We start from the raw sequence: 19,648 nt of genomic DNA, 5'->3' as shown, positions 1-19,648 counted from the left end.
GGGTTTCCTCCTTTCGATTCGGTTAGACGAACATTTTTTGCAGGAAGGCTTGTTTGGTTTGTTTTAGGGCATCAAGTTCTTGTTCTTGGAGAGCAATGACATCATCTAGCTGTTTAAGGAATTTACCTATTTGAATTTGTTCTTCTATATTAGGAAGAAAAATGGGAAAGCTACTTAAAGCCTCTTTCGTTATTGTTTTAATTGTTCCTCCGGGAGCTTTAGTTTTTTCCCGATTAAATAGTAGCTGAATACTGTACGCAAAATAAAACGTGTCCACTGGAAACTTATAGTTTTCAAAAATCAATAATGTTCTATCGACATAAGAAGGGTATTGAGTAATAGCAACTCGGCCAATACTTCCTTGCAAAGTAACAACTACTCTTCCGGCTTCAACATATACACTCTTGGGTTGAGCTAATTTACTGATTTTTTGTTTAGTATTATCGACTAACTTGAGATTTTTATCTACATCGACAACTTGGACAAAAGGCATTCCGTGCTCCTTGTCATACCATTCCTTATTTCCATAAGGTTGTGGGAAAGAGCCTCTTCGATAATTTGCTACGTTATTTAAAGTCTCAACCTTCCAATCTTCTACAAACTCAGGAAAACGAAGTTCTGGCACAGTCTCTCCTTCTTTTGGGAACATTTTTTGTAAGAAGCCTTGTTTGGTTTGTTTGAGCGCGTCTAATTCTTGCTGCTGAAGAATAATTATTTCATCTAGTTGCTTAAAGTACTTCCCAATATTGTTCTGTTCTTCTAAGCTAACTGGAATATTGATCTCTTTATCTAAAAGTTCATTTTTAGTAATTCCTTTTATAGAAGTTCCTTGTACATTATTTAATTCTCTTTGGAGCTGGTTATATAATGAATATACGCCAAACCATTCATCAACTTTAAGATTACTTAGTGAAAGAAAATCTTGGCTTGTTGAGTACTCGAATTGCATTAACGCAATTTTTCCAACTCCAACTCTCGTCACTATTGCTATTGAATTTCCAGGAATTAGTTTAGTAGCAGAATTTTTTAATCCATTTTCAGTTATTTTTTTCTTCACAACAACTTCTGCAACATTATGTTCTTTTAAATCTGAACTTTGTATCCACGGAATATTTCCATCCCAATATTCCTTAACTGACGTCTTGGGAGTTCCGCCGCCAAAAGTTTCTTCTGAAAAAGTTATGACCTTACGCTGTTCCCAGTCTTCACTAAACTTACAAAAACGCAGCGTCGGTCTTTGATTATTTTTCACGTTTGAACACCTCTAATGCACCTTTAATCCACTCTTCATCTTCTTCGCTATGTTGAAGTGAAGAAACCATTTCATACAGGTTTGATTCGAGTTCTTCTTTTTCTTTTCGAATTTTTCGAATACTATCTCCAACCAACCCCATCTCTATAGCTTCTTCATCTTCAAACGTGTCTACATATCTTGGAATATTCAAGTTGAACTCATTCGCTTCGATTTCTTCAAAACTCGCTACATAAGAATATTTTTCAATACTCTCTCGATTTTGATACGTTTCTACAGCCTTGTCGATATTCTCAATGGACAATTTGTTCTGACTCTTTCCTTTGATGAAGTCGTGGCTTGCATCGATAAATAGAACATCCCGTTTTTCCCGATTTTTCTTCAAGATGATGACGACCGTAGGAATTGTTGTTCCAAAGAACAAGTTACCTGGCATGCCAATGACCGCGTCAATGCTACCATCCTCCAGCAATTTCTTTCGAATAACCCCTTCCGCAGCCCCCCGGAATAATACGCCATGTGGTAACACGATTGCCATCGTTCCTGAATCTTTCAAGTGGTAAAGCCCGTGCAGGAGAAACGCAAAATCGGCTTTGGATTTCGGTGCCAGTTTCCCAAATCGATTAAAGCGTGAATCATCTAAGAACGTATCGTCTGCAGACCACTTCGCTGAATATGGAGGATTCATTAACACTGAATCAAACGTATACGGTTCATCCGTTGGCCAGTCCTTGTTCAAGGTGTCACCGTTACTTAGGCGCATATCTTCTTTATCGACCCCATGCAAAATTAAGTTCATTTTGGCCAGGTTAAACGTTGTGGTGTTGAGTTCCTGTCCGTGGTACTTCACACTCTCTGGATGGTGGATATAGTTTCGGACATTCAACATCAAGGAACCTGATCCCATCGTCGGATCGTATACGCTAAATAACTTCTTGTCTTCTTGTCCCATCGCAGCAATCCTTGCCATCATGACCGAAACTTCATGAGGTGTGTAGAATTCTCCAGCTTTCTTGCCAGCTTCCGAGGCGAACTGGCTAATCAAATATTCATACGCATCCCCAATGACATCTCCGCCGTGTCCTAAGAGGTTAATTGGGTTTAATTTCTTGATGACTTCTGTAATCGTGATGTTTCGTTGTTGTGCATCGGACCCCAATTTTTTAGACGTTAAATCCACATCGTCGAATAAGCCATTGAACTGGTCGTATTTTGTCGACAAGTCAATGAATGCCTTGTTGAGATCGTTTAACTGGAATGTGTTTTGTTTTGCTTGATTCGTCAAGACATTGAAAAGGTACGCGGGCTCAATGTCATAGCCCAACGTGTCGACCAAGGTTTCAATCAAATCGCTCTTGATGTCTTCATCAGCTAATAATGTCTTATATAATTCGGTTTGCTTATCAGCAGTGTAGTATTCTTCTAACGATTCCTCTGAAAGTTCAACCACTTTTACCAGTAGTCGATCCGAAAGATATTTATAAAAAATTAGACCTAATAAATAGTTCTTGTATTCTGACGCGTCCATTTTGCTGCGCAAGTTATCTGCAGCACTAAATAATATTGTGTTTAATCCACTCATGTTGTTTTCCTCACTTTTTCTAATTGCTAGATTCATCGATCTTTAACTATCTGCAATAGGTTTTTTATTTTTGAGAATCAATTTACTATTGAGTTCTTTACTTATAAGTTCAGCTCTCTTGTTAAAAAATGTATCGTAGTCATTGTCCCAGATGCCGAAATTATTTAAATCGATCAAATGAGACTCCATGGTTTTAGATAACTCTGTATTATTTCTCTTAAAATCGCTCATGTAGATTGAAGGCGCTTTTGCTCTAATCACCCGTTTATTCAAAAAGTCATCAACAATTGTGATGTTCAGTATGTGATTGATATAATATTCATCTTCTTTGCCTTTCAAATACGCCTTGGGAAAGAAATGATGATAATTTTTGCTAGTAGCTATCTGTAGCCAGGCATTATCAATATGAACCTTTGTATTATCAGCAAATGATTTTGGTCCTTTGGATGCGAATAAGCATAGCAAAGCTTTAATAAAACTACGCCCTGTACTAAACCAACCTTGTTCAATGATTTTGTCCGCTGAAATATTTACTTCGTAATCGTAAGATGGCAGCTGGTAATCAAGAATTTTCTCGATTTTTTTAACGTCCTGCCCAAGCTTTGTTTCAACTCCGCTTGAATATCTCTCAGATAAGGCCACTCTCCAAAAAAAGTCTTGCAAATATTCTTTCTTCCTATCGAGAGGTCGATCTGGATGATAAAAGAAAAAATACGAAAAAGGTGCTAGTAAAGCATCATAGGGAAGTATTTTAGAAACTGGAATACCATATTGATTCTTGAAATAATCAATAGCCTTTTTTACAGCAAGGGTAGCTGGTTCCCAAATTTCGATAAACGAAACTTTGTCTAATTTAAGGATTTGCTTCCTCGTGCAATCCTTCTTTAAAATAAGAGAGATTGTCTGAAGAATGGTTGAGCTGGAGATTGTTTTGTAGTCCTCTCCTATATCATCCATCAATAAATCAAATTTCTCAGCCAGATCAAATTTTTTCTCTTGATCATATGTTTTAGCCACCATAATTTCAAATAGGGTCAGTGTTTTCCCACCGACGTTTAAACGTGTAAAAACTTCTGTTGCTACTTCTAAAGGGGCATTCTTCAGTACAACAGAGGAAAACTGGTACGAAGTAAACCTGGCTTTATAAAAGTCTATTTTTTCAAGACCCTCTTCTGTATAAATTTTGGCAAGAGTGGATATTTTGCCATACAGTAAATCATAAATTTTTATATAGCGGGTGGGTTTTCCCATTTCGTAATCTATCGTTACAATTTCTCCATCTTCTTCAGCTTCCAGATCTAAGTAGATGTCTGAGAAGTCTTCCATTTTTCCATTTTTATTGATACTCAAACCTTTAAAACATGTATATAAGCTTGTGATTCTTTGTTGTCCATCCAATACATACTGCGCAATGTGGCCAACAGGAGTATCAGGCAAGAGATGATTGCCGATATTGCGAACTGAACGCAACTCCTCTTGTGTTTCCCAAAGTATAAACGTACCAATCGGGAAGCCTTTTGCAATACTATCCAATAACTGCGAAGCAGCTTTTTTCTCCCACACATACTCTCTCTGAAATTGGGGTATTTTAATTCTTCCACTTTCAATGTTGTTTAGTAAAGAAGATAACCCAATACTTTGCGGCTCAGGCTGTATCATTACTTCGCCTCCCATTTAATAGCCTCATGATAGCAGTAACAATTTAACTTTTTTTCTACTTATTTTAAGTATGACTGTTTATTCGATTTTAGTGAACAGTTTTATGTACAAGTCCTCGGAGTCCTGGACCTTCAACTTCACTCCCCTTTGTTCTCAGTGCCTATCTCTACCTTATTACAAATTTGTATTAGTCTCTCAATAACTCGTCCATTTAAAATATAAATAAGTCATGATAATCCTCTATTTTTAAAACTAAATCTTTGCTTAAGTTAGAAATACATCTGACGCGTAAAATATTATGAGAAGCTGAACCTGCGCCAATAGACTCAAGCAAAATTTCTTCTTAATTTAAGAAATTACTAATTTTAGAAGGACTTCTTTATTAATTTTTGATACAAATTGCTCCACGTATATATACTTGAATCCCCTAACTTAAGAAAAACTTTTGAAGTTGTTACCTACTTGTTCTATTTTTAATGAACTTGAACAGTGGGGGTAATTGCTGCATCCATAAAAGTTTCCATATCTCCCCTTTCTTTTAGTCATATAACCCTTACAACTTGGACAAATAACTTGATCAGTAATTAATGAAATATCTCTAAAGGATTGCTGACATGTTGGATAATTTGTACAACCTAAAAATCTTTGCTTAGTCGTTGCATTTTCTTTAACCACTAGAATTCCTGTCTGACAATGTGTACATTGAGGGTTATTTTGAATCGTCTCTTCTTGTGTTACTAACTGGAAAGGTATACCTTGCTCTTTCACCAGTTCTTCTACAAAAATAGATGTATTCTTTTGCGGAGCAATTAAATAAGTCCGGTTCTTTGTTCGAGTCAGCGCTACGTAAAATAATCTTCTTTCCTCTGCGTACATAAAATCATCAGAATCAGTAAGCACGTAGTGGAGAATGCTGTCATCTGATATTTTATTAGGGAATCCAGCAGCTTTGTTTTCTAGATTTATTAGAATGACATTATCTGCTTCAAGCCCTTTCGAACGATGGACAGTCAAAAATTCAATTTTTAATTCCGGGTGATTTTTGTACTTGATAAAGGTCTTTTCTTCATTCTGAATAACCGAAAATGCTTTTTGAACATCTTCTTTCATTTTCTCCAAATCGAAGTTATTGCGGCCCAGAATCATCACACTCGACTTAGTGCCGAATTTATTTATAATGTCGTCTAAAGCTAATTTTATTGCACGATGGAAATCGCTATCATAACCATACATTACCAGAGGCTTTTCCAACCTTAAAGGAGATTCAAGCTTTTTGACAAACTGATTTTTGTTTTTCATTACAAATTTCCCGGCAATATTGATTAACTCTTGAGAATTGCGATACGTTTTTTCGATTCTTAACAATTGAGAGTAACCAAAGAACTTCTGAAAATCGATGAAGAGCTGAAGATCACTTCCTGCAAAGCGGTAAATAGATTGCCAGTCATCCCCTACGCAGATAAGTTTAGCGGCTGTTTGATCTCGCAGAGCTTTCACTAACTTGTACCGAGCAAATGAAATATCTTGGAATTCATCCACAATGATATAGTTGTAATTTGTCAGTCGAACTTGTTGGTTCTCAATGTATTCTGTCGCTTCATTAATCATATCCGCAAAATCAATTTCATTAGCCCCTGTTAAAGACTTTTGATAGTAGTGGTAAATCGGTTCAATGATTGAAAGCAGTAAGAGATTTCGCTCTTTCAAGAATCCATTTTTTTCTCGCGTTTTGATTTCACTTTCTATTTTTCTAAATTCGACCGGCTTATAATCGATGGATTTGAAGAGTCCCACGAAGGTTTGAATCAACTTTATAATTTCTCCAAAATCACGATCTTTTGTTTTTTGAGTAATATAGATCCGTTTGTATATCTCTTGTAGATTGCGTGGTCGAAGTATCACGCCTTTCTTCTTCAAAATTTCTTCTAGCTTCTTCTGTAACATTCCATTCTTATTGAAGTAAGAATAGGTTTCTAACAATACGGTTTTGTTTTGAGCGTGAAATTCTCGCTTCCATTTCATGTCTTCTAGATACTTTTTCTCTTCGATCCTCGATAGCCATGGTGCTTTATTTGTTTCTGTAATACCGAAATGTTCCAGGTACAAATCATACTCTGGCAAGTAGAAATCTGGTCGGTATTTCTTTCTATACGGATCGGTACTTGGATGTGGATATACTTTTTCATATTCGTATTTAATGCCATTCAGGTAGAGAAAGTTAGCGATGATTACTTCTTCAATACTCTTGACCTCTTCTCCAGCAATCGTGTATCGCTGGTTCTTTAAGGTCTTCGTGTCCTTCTCGACCTTTGACTTAAGAGTCTCTAGATTTGCTGTTTTGTAATGTGTATACATTTCTCCTAAGCTATCAAATTCCTCGTAATCTTTAGGAACATTTATATAGTAGCTAAAGAAATGTACTACCTTGCCCATCAAGGTCGGATTCGTCAAAATATCTTTTTCAAAGTAGTCGAGGATTCTCTCCCGAAGCTGGTCACTTACTTCAGGCACATTCTCTCGCCCTTGCTTGATTATTCGGAGCCCTAACTTGTGGAAGGTCATAGATTCTACTGGAATATTCATCTTCGTGACAATTCTTTCTTCCATCTCTAATGCGGCTTTCTTGGTAAATGTCAGCAACAAGATTTCACTGGGATCAACTTTTTTTCTTTCCACTAAGTACTTTACTTTGGCAGCAATAGTGAGCGTTTTTCCACTTCCAGCTCCCGCTAGTACTAAATTATTTACTTCATCAGTGATTACAGCTCTTCGCTGTTGAAGATCGAGAGATTTCCCATCAATATTCGATAGGAAGATTTTAGTCGCTATCATTTCCCGTTCCACAAACTCTTTATTCCATGCCTTTACTAAACTGTCTAAACGAGTATAGATGTTTATGAAATTTTTTATCGTTTCATTTGCGGAATCCTTAATACATTCATCATGAAAATTAGCGTATTTTCGCACTGTTTCCTCTCGAGAGATATCTGTAAAATATTCTTTCTTTAGTTGTTCAATCTCACTTAAAAATTCGAGTGCCGTTGGTATTTGCTGTTTTATTTTCTCTTCTCTAATTTGCTTAAGTATCTTACTTTTTTGATATTTTTTAAAAGCGCCAAACCCCACAAGAAGCATTAAAAGAATTATTAGTATCTCCACAAGTTTTCTCCCACCGTTCAATATTTTTACTGCAGTTTGTTCGCTCTATGCCATTCCAAGTACACTTTTTGATTAGCTGTAATATTGATTCTTATTTGCTGATTCAAATTAAGAAGCGGATAATTCTTTTGTTCCACTTTAGATGAAATTAAAATTTGTCCATCCGAGGAGAAGCTAATTAATCCTTTATCAAACACTCCGTCATGATTTGCACATAGCAGTAGACCATTATCAGCGTCAAGGCGTTCGTAGTTATCTGATTGACTCCACGGCTTACAATGACTCGCAATTAAAAGAGAAGAGATATCTAATCCGCATATCTCGCACTCCGAAGATCTACTTAGTAATTTTTGCTTGAATAGTCCTTGACCAATTCTTCCTTTCACAATTCTCTCGTTTTCAGTCTGATCTCTAGTTTGGTCCAATAAATCTTCAATTTCTTTTATCTCCTTGAACTCTTCTTCATTAATCTCTTTAACTGAAAGGTAATTGTTCTTTCTTGCTAAACTTAATAAATATTCTCCAAACGTTTCATCAATTTCAAACAAGTAACCCTGTGTCCCTCCTCCAGTACGAGTAAACGGAGAATATTTTGGCGGACAAAGCTTAAGTATGTCTTCTCTATGTTCTTTTATTGACACTGGATTAGGCAATTCATTGTATTCAGCCTTTACCAACCATCCAGTTCTTTCCCACGTCGTTTCATGATTAAGGAATGGATTAGGTGCTTCTATTGCTTGTTCCTTTGCCAGATTTACAGAAACTAAATGCTGACGAAACATACTAAAAATGATGTCTCCTGGTCGAACTCTCATCATACTTTCCCAATGAAAGAGTCCGCGTCCTTGATTGTTTTTTTGAGGAGCCCATAAATATTGTCCTTCTTTTTCTTCTTCAAAAGTTTTGTTTTGAAAAACTACGAAATAACTCATATTTTTTCTCCATTCCTATTTATATAGTTCATTAGTACCCATGCATTATTAACTATTTTATTTCATTATATTATAAATAACTAGAAATATCTTACAATAATTCAAGTAATGAAACTACACTCACATGTTTAATTTTCATACTAAAATATAAAGTATCCTTTAATCCAAATAAAACAAGCGGTTTTTCATCCCTTTCTGTAAAGCTTCGATATAAAACGGTTGATTCAAAATACACTCCATTGAGTCAAAGGTTTCTTTATGGTTAGTAGGTAGGTTCTACTTCCAAAAAAATCATCCGTGAAATGATGCCTGCCGATAAGTACGTGATCAACAGCTCCGGCCGCATTGGAAGTTTCGGGTCAAAGTATCCAGCGGCACTCACTACATCTTCAACCACCAGAATAGCAGCAAAGCTTATCCGGTTCGAGAGTTCTCCGTAAAACAGCTGCAGGATTTGTTGAGTAAATAACCATGGCAAAAAGGGGCTGCCCCCTAAAAGTCATTTTTCATGACCTTTTGGGACAGCCCCTTCTTTCTCGTAAACTTTTCAATTTCAATTAAATTGCAGAGATCCAACATGATTTCCATTGGGTTGTGTTTTTAAATACAAGCGTTTCCTTTTCACATTAGTCGGTGTAGCCGCTAATTCAATTCCAGATTCTCTCTTTCTAACAAATACTATGTCAATTCACCATGATAGTTTGGTTCTTGCCGTTCCTTTTGGCTTTATACAAGCTATTATCCGCCGCCTTGAAAAAGGCTTCCTTTCCTAGTCCCACTTCATAAGAGCACATCCCGATACTTACTGTCACAGATTTATGGTCCATTTCCGAATGTGTCAATCGGCTAATATCTGCTCGAATTTTATCCATTACCTGAAAAGACTCGGTTTTATTTTTCGCAGTCAAGATCACCGCAAATTCTTCCCCGCCGTACCTGAATACAAAATCATCTGTTGTTGCATTGAGTTTAAATTGTTCCCCTACTCGTTTGAGAACCATGTCCCCTATCCAATGGCCATACTGATCGTTGATCGCTTTAAAATCATCAATATCGATAATCGCTAATTGAAAAGATATTTGGTTTTCACTACTTTTCTCGATTAACCGGTCAAGGTGTTCATAAAATGTTTTGTGATTATATAAACCCGTCAGCGCATCGGTTTTATTTTCTCTATCCATCAGAATGTTGCGAACCAAAAGTTCCTCCTGGCTGCGCATCGATTCCTCTAGGTGCTTAAGCAAATAATCCCCGCGATAGATAATTCCTACAGAAATGCATATAAAACCAATAAAAATTCCTATGAATGCAAAGATATCACTTCTTGCAATTTCACTCGAAAAGGGTTCATAAAAAAAATAGAGAGAGAAAAAAGAAATCAAGCTTAATATACTGGTAAAGTATACTTTCTGTTTTTGAAAGTACAAAGCTGATATAAGCACGCTGATGATCAGCAAATAATGAATGCCTGGTGCAAATGGGAAATTGATGATGTAAACGTGCATAATGGCCAATACACCCACTGTGAGTATGTAGTCTCCCCAGCGGTTGAACAAGACATAGAACAAGTGCGTGAGTGCAAGTATCACGACCGTACACAGGGTCGGCAAAAATACGTAGGAACTCATCACTTGAAAAAAGCTTTTGTCATTATACTGATTAATTATAATTACACCCGCAGCCGATATAAAAATGATGATAAAAACCATCAACCAGGAAGTCTTCAATATTAACTTGTTCAATCCCTTTGTATCGTTCCAGTCTTTCTGTTCCTGCATGACTTCCTCCTAGCACATTAAGCTTCCTATTCCTTTTAGCAACCCTATAAATTCAGGTCGCTGACATATGGTAAAACTAGAGTCTTATGATCCTACTGCAGATCCTAGATACCTAAAAAAATCACAAGAAAATTCTCGCCTAAAAATAAATGCCACTCTGCATAATTATGGCAATAGTCTTTTGCATATCCATTCGATTGTTCCAGTTGTCTCAGGAAGTATATGTATTTTATTTTAATCAGTGTTCTAATCTTCTTTATATATACTATATCCATATATGGAAGGAAAAAGACAATAATTCTCTTTTTTATAAACTAATAAATTCTAATGTATGTTTTAACAACAGGCTCCCTCTTTTCATTGAGTCTCACTCCTTACATCAATCTGTTTTAATTATATTCCTTTAGTTACATTTTTTAGAAGTTATATTTATAATGAAGATAATATAACGTCTTCATTTAGCTCCAATCTACGCTTTTTATGTCGATATATCTATTCTATTTTAAAAGGAGTACTAAACATGACCGATAAACAAAGTTCGATGAATGTGAACAAGCATGTATTGACGCAAGATCTTCGTTTAAGGCAAGTCTCGAATACTGCTGCTTTTTTAAGAGAAGGGCTTTTTGTTCTCTCGCCGTCTGCTCAAAACCAGCATAATTGGTTTGACTTAAGCAAATCTTCCTTAGATCGCTACCAAGAAAGAACGTACAAAGGATTTCTTGTTCTTCGCTTTTTCGACAAATTGCTCGTTGCCGATCTGGACCGCTTTATCCGTGAAATGATGCCTGCCGATAAGTACGTGATCAACAGCTCCGGCCGGCCGCATTGGAAATTCCGCGTCAAAGTATCCGGCGGCACTCACTATATCTTCAATCACCAGAATAGCAGCAAAGCTTACCCGGTTCGAGAATTCTCCGTGAAACAGCTGCAGGATTTGCTGAGTAAATGACCATGGCAAAAAGGCTCTTCATTATAGAAGAGCCTTTTTCATGTAAGTCTGGTCTTTCGCTTTATTGGTCGACTACCGCTCCATCGATGCCCAATCTGGTATTAATGTCCCGGCGTTGGTACGGATAGTTTTCTTCCATTCCTTCTATTAAATCGATTCCGATTCCATTTCTTTCTGGCACTTCGATAAACCCATCCTTTGCTTCAGGGACCCACGTGACGATATCGCTTTGCTTGAATTGGTTCGCTGTGCTTGTCTCTGAGCTGGTGAATCGTTCGGTCGCTGATAGGGTGCTATGGTCGGGCAATTCCAGAATCGCTAAATTGTCTACTGCTGCTGCAATCTGGATGCAGGCGGCGGTACTCACCGGACTTAGTGGGTTATGCGGCACAATCTGCACGCCGTGCGCTTCCGCGATCGCTGCAATTTTTTTGGCTCCGGTAATTCCTCCGCATACCCCAAGGCTCGGTCTCGCATAAGACATGGCATTGCGGGATAAGAGCATTTCAAATTCTTGAATCGTATGGATTCTTTCTCCGGTTGCGATTGGAACATTCGTTTTGTCTGCGATTAAAGCCATCGAATCGAAATTATCCGGAGTGGTCGGATCTTCCAAAAAGAACGGATGGTATTTTTCTACCGCGTGGGCAAATGCGACCGCTTCCCCTGGCTTTAAGCGGCGATGCAGCTCTAAGCATAAGTCCATTTCATTGCCAACGGCTTCTCGAATCAGCCGCACCCGCTCCACCGCTTCTTCAATCATTTGGGCATAAGGCATAAAGTAAGGCTTCCCTCTTGGCTCATCCAAAAACGGAGACAGATGGCCCACCGCGTTATAGCCCAGCTCTTTTGCTTTTACACAGTCCGCCACCAGTTCTTCTGTGGTCGTTCCGATTACGTGGTAATACGTTCGGATCTTCTCTCTGCTTTTTCCGCCAAGCAGCACATAGGTGGGAACGCCAAACCATTTCCCTGCAATGTCCCAAAGCGCAACATCGATTGCGCTTAACGCCCCCATGATCGCCGCTCCTCTAAAATGGAAGCAGCGGTACATGTATTGCCAATGATGTTCAATCCGCAGCGGATCTTTTCCGATCAAGTAATCTTTAAACGAATTCACCACTTCTCTGGAAGCATCTAAGAATCCCCATGCTCCCGATTCGCCAATTCCCGTGACGCCTTCATCTGTAAATACTTTTACGTATAAGAATCGGTTTACACCGATTACTTGGACATCTGTGATTTTCATAGACTCCTCCTCGATTTTTCATTGTTGAAAGGTTTCCGTTTTGCTGGCTACGCTTTGGATCAAGCCAAATATTTGCTCAGCCGTGCCCTTCAAGTTATTAAAAGCTGTTTCAAAATCCATCGCTTCTTCCAAAGACATCGGACCGTTGGAGATTGAAAAACAAGAAGTGATGCCCAGTTTATTCAAACTGCTGGCATCTATCGGAACCGCTCCTGCTAAAGCGATGACCGGTATCCCTTGTTTCGCTGCAAGCTGCGCGACTCCAAGAGGCGCTTTGCCCATTGCCGTTTGGTCATCTAATTTGCCTTCTCCCGTTATGACAAAATCAGCTCCTTGCATCTTTTCTTCCATAGCCGTGATGTTTAATATTAGTTCAATTCCTGATTCAAGATTTGCCTGCAAAAAGCCGGCAAAAGCTCCACCTAATCCTCCAGCAGCACCGGATCCAGGCAAGTTCTGCAAATCAATGTTCAATTGATTCCGCAAAACATCCCCGAAATGTCTGAGCCCGGCATCTAGTGAAGCCACCATTTCAGGAGTCGCTCCTTTTTGCGGCCCGAATACATGGCTCGCTCCAGTAGGGCCATGCAGCACATTATTTACATCACAAGCCACTCGGAAGCGGCAATCTTTTAATTCCAAAACCGCTTGGCTCGTATCGACGGAACGAATGCTTTTTACCATCCCACCTCCGCGCGCTACTTCCTGTCCGTTTTCATCCAAAAACTGAAAGCCTAGCGCTTGGAGCATTCCTACCCCGCCGTCATTGGTGGCACTGCCGCCTAAACCGATAACAAATTCGCGGCAGCCTCTTCCAATAGCGTGGAGGATAAGTTGGCCCACTCCAAAAGTCGTCGTCAACAGCGGATTTCGCTGAGCTGTCGGAACAAGATCCAACCCGCAGGCTTCGGCCACTTCAATCACGGCCGTTTTTCCGTTTTTGATGACGCCGTACCGGGCCATTATCTCCGTTCCCAACGGACCGGTTACTGTTGTTTTTATGAATTCTCCCCCTGCAGCATGAACCAAAGCTTCTACAGTTCCTTCCCCTCCGTCAGCCAACGGCAACGCGACGATTTCTGCAAAAGGGAAAACTGTTTTTATGCCAGAGGCGATCGCTTTGCTGCCATCTGCAGAGGAAATGCTTCCTTTAAAAGAATCAATCGCTACTACTACTTTCAAACGAAACACCTTTCCTTTCCTATTCTTGAAAATAGCCCAAATCTTTGGGATAAGATTTGGGCTATTCGCAATTCTAAATATTACAAATTTTTACATCAGAAGCGGAGCCAATATGGATAGAATAATCAGCATCATTGCGCCGCCGATTCGAGAAGAAATTTGCAAGAAAGGCATTAACCCCATGCGCTCGCTTGCACTGAGTACAGCTACATCTCCAGAACCGCCCATGTCCGCCATTCCAAGCCCTGCAGAAATCGAAGATTCAACAAAGTAAAAGCCGACGAGAACTCCGACAAAACCAGCGCCCAATGTAGCAAGGATAACGGTCAATACTGTTAAAGTCATATAGCTCGGGTCCGTTACGATGCCCAGTACACTATTAAAGTCGATCATTCCGGCACTAATCGTTACCAATACAGCCGGCACCCAAGCCATGGAGATAAATTCATACCAGTCTTCTGAAGACTTCTCAATACTTTCCGGCAAAATTCTAAAGAGCTTTAACGCTGCTGCCCCTAAAATGATCCAAACATATGCATGGAGACTTGGAACAAAGGAATTCACAATTTCACCGAATACAAATAGTCCCGAAGCCAATAGCAAACCAATAGCTAAGTTCCTTAAAGATAACGGCAAGATGCCTTCTTTTTCTTTCTTTTTATCCGATTCGGCCTCTGCCGTTCTTAGCAATTTTCCGTTCCCTGTAAATTTAGCGGAAAGCGGTTTTTTTCTTTTCCCCAATCCGTTTAATCCACCAGCCACTAAAATACAAACCATATTCCCTACCATAACTGCAGGAGCGAGAAGCGCTAAATAAGTAGCGGGATCGCCATTGCCGCTTGAAGCATAAATTTCAGCCATCGGTACAGCGCCTGCTGCCATTCCGCCGCCCATGATTGGTCCTACAACAAAGAAAATCGTTTCTGTAAAGCCGAATCCGATTAAGTGTCCGACACCGCCGCCAATTAATAGCGCAGCAGCTACGCCGCCTAAAAGAGGAACAAAAAATCTTGGCCCCGTCTTCATTAGCATTTTCCGGTCCATACTTAAAATACTTCCGACAATTAAACCAGTTACAACTAATTCAGCAAATCCCCATTCGTTGTAAAAGTTATCAGCTAGCACCGCAAAACTTTCTGGGATTAGCCCCCAATATAAAAATAATGCAGGAATCAAAATGCAAAGAATCGGTCCTCCGCCAAACGTTCCGAAAACAGGTATGCTATTGCCGATCCACATTAGCAAGCCGCCTAATACCATAGTGACCGCTAAACCACTTACAATATTTCCAGGCAATAGCTCCATGTACATGCCGATTAATACAACGGCTGCAATTCCTAAAAATACCGGGGCATCGATGCCCGAAATTTTTAAACCTTTCAAACTAAAGCTTTTGGATCCTCCCACTAACGGATTTGCATTGTCGACTTCTTGAATATTGTTGCTCATTCATTTCACCCCTATTCGTTTAATTGAGAACTATTCAAATCTCTATCCCGTAAGTAAGCGTTTTCAAAAAGAATGAAGAGATAAGTATGGCATTACTTATTCTCTTCATTAAATTTTATTGGATTTCTTTAAACATTAGTATATCCCATCGTTTTTTCATTCAATTTTTCCGATTTGTAATTGTTGATCCGGGCAATGACTTCATCTGTCACTTCTTTTGTAGTATGGCTGCCTCCGATATCAGGCGTTAAGAAGCCGTCCGCCGTCACACTTTCTACGATATCGAGTAGGATTGTCCCCAAATCCTCTTCTCCGAAATGGTCTAGCATCATTTTAGCTGTCCAAATTTGGCCTATTGGATTGGCAATTCCTTTTCCAATAATGTCTGGTGCAGAACCATGGACGGGCTCAAACATGGATGGATATTTTCCATTGACGTTAATATTGGCTGCCGGAGCAATTCCTACGCTTCCCATTATGGCTGCCCCTAGGTCTGTCAAAATATCACCAAATAAATTGCTGGCCACAATGACATCAAATTTTTCTGGATGGGTGACAAAGAATGCAGCTAAAGCATCGATGTGCTGAGAATCTGTTTTAATTTCCGGGTATTCCTTCGCTACTTCTTTGAATACTTTATCCCAGAAAGGCATCGAGTAGATGATTCCGTTAGATTTTGTGGCGCTTGTTACGTGCTTATTGCGCTTCTTCGCCAATTCAAATGCATAACGCATGGCTCTTTCTGATGCTTTTCTTGAAAATACGGCGTTTTGAATAGCTATTTCATCTTCATCTTTATAGATATTGCCGCCTATTGAACTGTATTCTCCTTCGCTATTTTCACGCACCACGATCATATCGAAATCTTTAGGATTAACAAGCGGAGATTGAACCCCTTTTAAAAGTTTTGCCGGACGTATGTTGATGACTTGTTCAAATTCTCTGCGTATCTTAATGAGCAAGCCCCATAAGGACACATGATCCGGCACTAATTTTAAATTCCCTACAGCACCCAAGAAAATCGCATCAAATTCTTTTAAGATTTCTAAACCGTCTTCCGGCATCATGGCGCCATGTTCTAAATAATATTCGCAGCTCCATGGAAACTCAGTGAATTCAAATTTTAAGCTTCCGTGAAGGTCTGCCAAGGCGTGCAAGACTTCCGTTGCTGCCGGCACTACCTCTTTGCCTACTCCATCTCCAGGTATATTGGCTACTTTTATGGTTTTCATATATCTCTTCCTTTAAGCTTATTTTCGGTCGACCGGATACGGTCGACCGAATGTCTTATTTGCATATTACTAAATTACATTCATGAATGCAACACATTTTTAGGAATTTTCTAAAAACATCGAATAAAAAATAAAAAGAGCGAGAAAACTCCCGCTCTTACCAGCTTATTTAGTTGTTAATACTTTTATTAAATGATCCAGATCCATTTGCAAATGCTCCAACATGGCTTCTGCTGCCTTCTCTTCATCCCTGTTTTTAATGTGACTGAAAATATTTTTATGTTGGTTTAGAATATCGGTTGCGCGATTCTCGCCTTGAAAATTTATAATTCGGAAAAAGTACATGATGGATTTTAAATCCGTCAGCTGTTTTTTTAATCGATCGTTCTTTGTATATTCTATAATCAAATTATGGAAAGAAGCATTCATTGAAATAATGGTATTCGAATCTTTGGATTGCTGGATTGCTGACTCTGTCTCTTTTAATAAATCTTCGATTTTCAATATTTCTTCATCAATAGCTTTTTGGATCATTAATCTCACGGCAAATGACTCTAATGCTTTCCGGCAAAAATAAATTTCTTCTACGTCTTTTAAAGTCGGCTCATATACAATCATTTTCGACTTTTCATCGGTAACTATCAATCCCTCATGTTCAAGCATTCGAATAGCCTCACGAATCGGACTTTTGCTGACATTAAATTCTTTAGCAAGCTGATTTTCAATTATACGGTCGCCAGGTTTGTATTTCCCTTCAAAAATCATCTCTTTGATGGAGTGATAAAATTGTTCGTAATACGGAATTGGCTTTTCTATTGTGAAGTTATTCATAATGCACCTTCTTCTATTTTAAATTAGCTACTTTGTTACCCCTTGAAAAATCAAAGTTAAAAGTGCCACTTTCAAAATTCTGTAATATTGATTAATTTACCTAAATCTTATCACCTTTTATAAAGCTCTACAATTAAGCTGACAATTTCAAGCTTTTATGCGCTCTATAGAGCTATAAAGGTTCACAAATACTTCCGGTAATTCCCTCTCAAAAACACTTCATCAATCTGGCTCGTGAACACTTTCGTATTTAAGATCTTCTTTCCGATCAACCGGCTCGCAATCATTTCCGCTTCCGGATATTCCATGCCGAGCGTCTCGGCGATTGCTTTTACTTCTACGAGCTTGCCTTCTTTTGCATCTTCGCCTGCTTCTTTCGCTTTCCGGCTTTCTTCGAAAACATACGTGAGGACGCTTGCTTCTTCCTCGTTGAGTTTTCCGGTTGAGACGAATTTTTCGATGAAGCTTTTTTCATTGAGGATGTCTTTCAGCACTTTCGCTGCCTTGAATTGCGGCGCCTTTGATGCGGCGATCGTGATGGGTTCGCCGGTCTGAGGATTGCGCCCTTTCCGCTCTTTTTTCTCGGTCAGCTGGAAAGTGCCAAAGTCGTTGATCTTCACTTCATCGCTTTTTGCTAATGCTTCAGTGATGCGGGAAGTGATTTCGTTAAGAACTTTCGCTGCCTGGTCTTTTGAGATTTTGCTCCTATGTGAAATGGCTTGAACGAGCTCTTTTTTATTCATCTGGATTTCCTCCTATATGAGAAGGCGCATCTTGCCTTCGTTTCGATTATCTTCTATTATACATTTTCCTGTCATGTGTTTGGCTGTTTGGATTTCTCCTTGTAGAATTAACAGAAAGACCTATTCCGAATGACAGGAGGTTTTACTAGATGGAGTCGGCGACCCTTGCCCAACAAACTGAATCAATCCGATCTTTCGAGTCCACCATCCGCAAATGCGAAACAGCTTTGGCGCAGATGACCGAAAAAGGAGCCAATACAGCCTTGCTCGAAAAGCGGCTGAACGCTTTGAAGATTGGTTTAGCGATTCTTGAAAACGTTTGGCATGAACAGCCTTTCGATTGCAGTCCGCAGGAGATCAGGGAATCCCGAGAAGTTCTGTCAGGCCTTATTCCTTCTATTGAAAGGTCCTATGCCAAATCGAAAGACGGTAGTCCGCAAAAGACGCTTTTGGAACGGCGGATCAAATCCGTGAAACTGGCGATTGAAGCGATTGACGACTATTTCGATGGTTGATTTATGCGGATGTTTGCGTTAACCAGTTCGTTATGGAAAAATATAGGTGGAATCAGATTATTAACTAGCAAGAAGGAGCGTAATTTTCTTTAGCTAATTCAATGCAGTTCGCCGCATTCTAGAAAAGAGGTTAGAAAGATGAAAAAAAATCAGTTGTCTTATTTTTCTTTTCCGGTGATTTTCTTTCTCGTTTTAACGATTAAGCAATTTTTCTCAGACAGCGAGATCCAGTGGGGCGAAAATTTAAGTATTCTGGCCGCCTCTTGTATCATTCTGTTTTTGTTTTTAAGTCTCTATAATTGGTCAAAAAAGCCCTATTCGTGGAAGAAAGGGTAATCTACATAAAAAAAACGGCTCTCCAGTCTCCTGGAAAGCCGTTTTTCATTTTTCTATTTCTGAAGGCGCTCCGCGAATTCGTGCAGGCGCTCCAATGTATTGATGTTGCTGTTGCAGACTTCGTTGTCTTGGCAGACGTAGTTGCCGCGTTTGACGAAATTGTCCTGGCTGGACCCTTTCGTTTTGGCGGTGAACATGCCGACTTCGCTGTGGCGGTTGCAGATCGAGCAAATGCCGCGTTTGGCGCTGCGGGTGAAGCTGCCATGGACCGCTTCGAAGCGGCCGTCTTTTTCAAGTACCATGTACATAAGCGTCGAGCTTTCAATCCAGCTGAGGTACGAGCGTTTCTTGAAATCGACGGTGTCGAGTTTCGGCCCTTTCAGCTTTTTCGCTTTCGGGAACAGTTTCTTCAAGCCTTGGTCGGTCACGTTTTTGAACGGGATGACATAAGGGGATAGTTGTTCCAGGAAAATTTCCGCATCTGCGGTTTCCTTGACCGAAGCGAGCGGATTCAAGACCGCTTTCTGCTCGGCGTCAAGCGACGGGAACAGCTTGAAGACTTTTTCATGCGCCAAGTGGCGAAGGACGTTCAGCACTTCGGCGTCGTTGCCGGTTGCCTGTCCGTTCACGAGAATCTGCGTCTGGTCCTTGATGAAATTATATTGGTCGTTCCGGATGAACGGTTCCGGACGGTTGTCGTTTGTTCCGATTTTATCGTTGTTTTCTTTTACGTGTATCATTCGAGCCACTCCTTATGGGTTTTTGGATAAATGCTATAAGGAAGCCGTGTATAGTTC

16 protein-coding genes are annotated in these 19,648 nt (G+C 39.5%); 2 read left to right on the top strand and 14 right to left on the bottom strand.

Features of this window, described 5'->3' with window-relative positions; all coding sequences use genetic code 11:
• Window positions 1-22 precede the first annotated feature (22 nt).
• The 7 genes from BN1080_RS01950 to BN1080_RS01920 form a co-directional block, all read right to left on the bottom strand.
• On the bottom strand, window positions 23-1,252 hold the full coding sequence (locus tag BN1080_RS01950) for a restriction endonuclease subunit S (RefSeq protein WP_052650027.1): 1,230 nt from the start codon (window positions 1,250-1,252) through the stop codon (window positions 23-25).
• The gene (locus BN1080_RS01945; RefSeq protein WP_052650025.1) at window positions 1,242-2,834 is read right to left on the bottom strand and encodes a type I restriction-modification system subunit M; all 1,593 of its coding nucleotides are present in this window, start codon (window positions 2,832-2,834) and stop codon (window positions 1,242-1,244) included. The genes BN1080_RS01950 and BN1080_RS01945 overlap by 11 nt, the downstream gene beginning before the upstream one ends.
• A 42-nt stretch (window positions 2,835-2,876) precedes the next feature.
• Window positions 2,877-4,508 carry a DUF262 domain-containing protein gene (locus BN1080_RS01940; protein WP_234398910.1) on the bottom strand — a complete coding sequence of 544 codons (1,632 nt, stop codon included), beginning with the start codon at window positions 4,506-4,508 and terminating at the stop codon, window positions 2,877-2,879.
• A gap of 417 nt (window positions 4,509-4,925) precedes the next feature.
• Window positions 4,926-7,652, bottom strand: a complete 2,727-nt coding sequence (locus tag BN1080_RS01935) for a UvrD-helicase domain-containing protein (protein WP_052650023.1) — start codon at window positions 7,650-7,652, stop codon at window positions 4,926-4,928.
• A 26-nt stretch (window positions 7,653-7,678) separates the two neighbouring features.
• Window positions 7,679-8,584: an HNH endonuclease gene (locus tag BN1080_RS01930; protein ID WP_052650021.1), complete on the bottom strand. Its 906-nt coding sequence runs from the start codon at window positions 8,582-8,584 to the stop codon at window positions 7,679-7,681.
• 262 nt (window positions 8,585-8,846) lie between these two features.
• Complete coding sequence (locus tag BN1080_RS01925) at window positions 8,847-9,062, bottom strand: hypothetical protein (protein WP_052650019.1); 216 nt, start codon at window positions 9,060-9,062, stop codon at window positions 8,847-8,849.
• 205 nt (window positions 9,063-9,267) lie between these two features.
• Window positions 9,268-10,362: a GGDEF domain-containing protein gene (locus BN1080_RS01920; RefSeq protein ID WP_052650017.1), complete on the bottom strand. Its 1,095-nt coding sequence runs from the start codon at window positions 10,360-10,362 to the stop codon at window positions 9,268-9,270.
• A gap of 520 nt (window positions 10,363-10,882) precedes the next feature.
• On the opposite strand from BN1080_RS01920, the gene BN1080_RS01915 reads away from it, so the two are divergent.
• Window positions 10,883-11,314 carry a hypothetical protein gene (locus tag BN1080_RS01915; protein ID WP_052650015.1) on the top strand — a complete coding sequence of 144 codons (432 nt, stop codon included), beginning with the start codon at window positions 10,883-10,885 and terminating at the stop codon, window positions 11,312-11,314.
• A 61-nt stretch (window positions 11,315-11,375) separates the two neighbouring features.
• Here BN1080_RS01915 and BN1080_RS01910 read toward each other — a convergent pair whose 3' ends face one another.
• From BN1080_RS01910 to BN1080_RS16935, 6 genes are all read right to left on the bottom strand, one after another.
• Window positions 11,376-12,563: a mandelate racemase/muconate lactonizing enzyme family protein gene (locus BN1080_RS01910; RefSeq protein WP_052650013.1), complete on the bottom strand. Its 1,188-nt coding sequence runs from the start codon at window positions 12,561-12,563 to the stop codon at window positions 11,376-11,378.
• 18 nt (window positions 12,564-12,581) lie between these two features.
• On the bottom strand, window positions 12,582-13,754 hold the full coding sequence (locus BN1080_RS01905; protein ID WP_324607142.1) for a glycerate kinase: 1,173 nt from the start codon (window positions 13,752-13,754) through the stop codon (window positions 12,582-12,584).
• A gap of 81 nt (window positions 13,755-13,835) precedes the next feature.
• A complete protein-coding gene (locus BN1080_RS01900) occupies window positions 13,836-15,194 on the bottom strand; it encodes a 2-hydroxycarboxylate transporter family protein (RefSeq protein ID WP_052650011.1) in 1,359 nt (452 codons plus the stop codon).
• 128 nt (window positions 15,195-15,322) lie between these two features.
• Window positions 15,323-16,426 carry a tartrate dehydrogenase gene (locus BN1080_RS01895; protein WP_052650010.1) on the bottom strand — a complete coding sequence of 368 codons (1,104 nt, stop codon included), beginning with the start codon at window positions 16,424-16,426 and terminating at the stop codon, window positions 15,323-15,325.
• Between the two features lie 165 nt (window positions 16,427-16,591).
• Window positions 16,592-17,257: a GntR family transcriptional regulator gene (locus tag BN1080_RS01890; protein WP_052650008.1), complete on the bottom strand. Its 666-nt coding sequence runs from the start codon at window positions 17,255-17,257 to the stop codon at window positions 16,592-16,594.
• A gap of 182 nt (window positions 17,258-17,439) precedes the next feature.
• Window positions 17,440-18,000 (bottom strand): HU family DNA-binding protein, encoded by a 561-nt coding sequence (locus tag BN1080_RS16935; protein ID WP_110925547.1) that lies wholly within the window; start codon window positions 17,998-18,000, stop codon window positions 17,440-17,442.
• Window positions 18,001-18,149: 149 nt separating this feature from the next.
• Here BN1080_RS16935 and BN1080_RS01880 point away from each other — a divergent pair, with 149 nt between their 5' ends.
• A complete protein-coding gene (locus BN1080_RS01880) occupies window positions 18,150-18,515 on the top strand; it encodes a hypothetical protein (protein ID WP_052650006.1) in 366 nt (121 codons plus the stop codon).
• Between the two features lie 389 nt (window positions 18,516-18,904).
• Here BN1080_RS01880 and BN1080_RS01870 read toward each other — a convergent pair whose 3' ends face one another.
• Window positions 18,905-19,591: a FusB/FusC family EF-G-binding protein gene (locus BN1080_RS01870; RefSeq protein WP_052650002.1), complete on the bottom strand. Its 687-nt coding sequence runs from the start codon at window positions 19,589-19,591 to the stop codon at window positions 18,905-18,907.
• Window positions 19,592-19,648: the final 57 nt, after the last annotated feature.

Source organism: Planococcus massiliensis, from assembly GCF_000821325.1.
GTDB lineage: Bacteria > Bacillota > Bacilli > Bacillales_A > Planococcaceae > Planococcus > Planococcus ruber.
Note: the sequence above shows the minus strand (reverse complement) of the source record. Positions and strands in the feature narration are given on the sequence as shown.

Bases quoted from the DNA above. Each gene is read 5' to 3' on its own strand.
- BN1080_RS01945 (WP_052650025.1), bottom strand. From the start codon at position 2,834: ATGAGTGGATTAAACACAATATTATTTAGTGCTGCAGATAACTTGCGC.
- BN1080_RS01940 (WP_234398910.1), bottom strand. From the start codon at position 4,508: ATGGGAGGCGAAGTAATGATACAGCCTGAGCCGCAAAGTATTGGGTTA.
- BN1080_RS01930 (WP_052650021.1), bottom strand. From the start codon at position 8,584: ATGAGTTATTTCGTAGTTTTTCAAAACAAAACTTTTGAAGAAGAAAAA.
- BN1080_RS01920 (WP_052650017.1), bottom strand. From the start codon at position 10,362: ATGCAGGAACAGAAAGACTGGAACGATACAAAGGGATTGAACAAGTTA.
- BN1080_RS01915 (WP_052650015.1), top strand. From the start codon at position 10,883: ATGACCGATAAACAAAGTTCGATGAATGTGAACAAGCATGTATTGACG.
- BN1080_RS01910 (WP_052650013.1), bottom strand. From the start codon at position 12,563: ATGAAAATCACAGATGTCCAAGTAATCGGTGTAAACCGATTCTTATAC.
- BN1080_RS01900 (WP_052650011.1), bottom strand. From the start codon at position 15,194: ATGAGCAACAATATTCAAGAAGTCGACAATGCAAATCCGTTAGTGGGA.
- BN1080_RS01895 (WP_052650010.1), bottom strand. From the start codon at position 16,426: ATGAAAACCATAAAAGTAGCCAATATACCTGGAGATGGAGTAGGCAAA.
- BN1080_RS01890 (WP_052650008.1), bottom strand. From the start codon at position 17,257: ATGAATAACTTCACAATAGAAAAGCCAATTCCGTATTACGAACAATTT.
- BN1080_RS16935 (WP_110925547.1), bottom strand. From the start codon at position 18,000: ATGAATAAAAAAGAGCTCGTTCAAGCCATTTCACATAGGAGCAAAATC.
- BN1080_RS01880 (WP_052650006.1), top strand. From the start codon at position 18,150: ATGGAGTCGGCGACCCTTGCCCAACAAACTGAATCAATCCGATCTTTC.
- BN1080_RS01870 (WP_052650002.1), bottom strand. From the start codon at position 19,591: ATGATACACGTAAAAGAAAACAACGATAAAATCGGAACAAACGACAAC.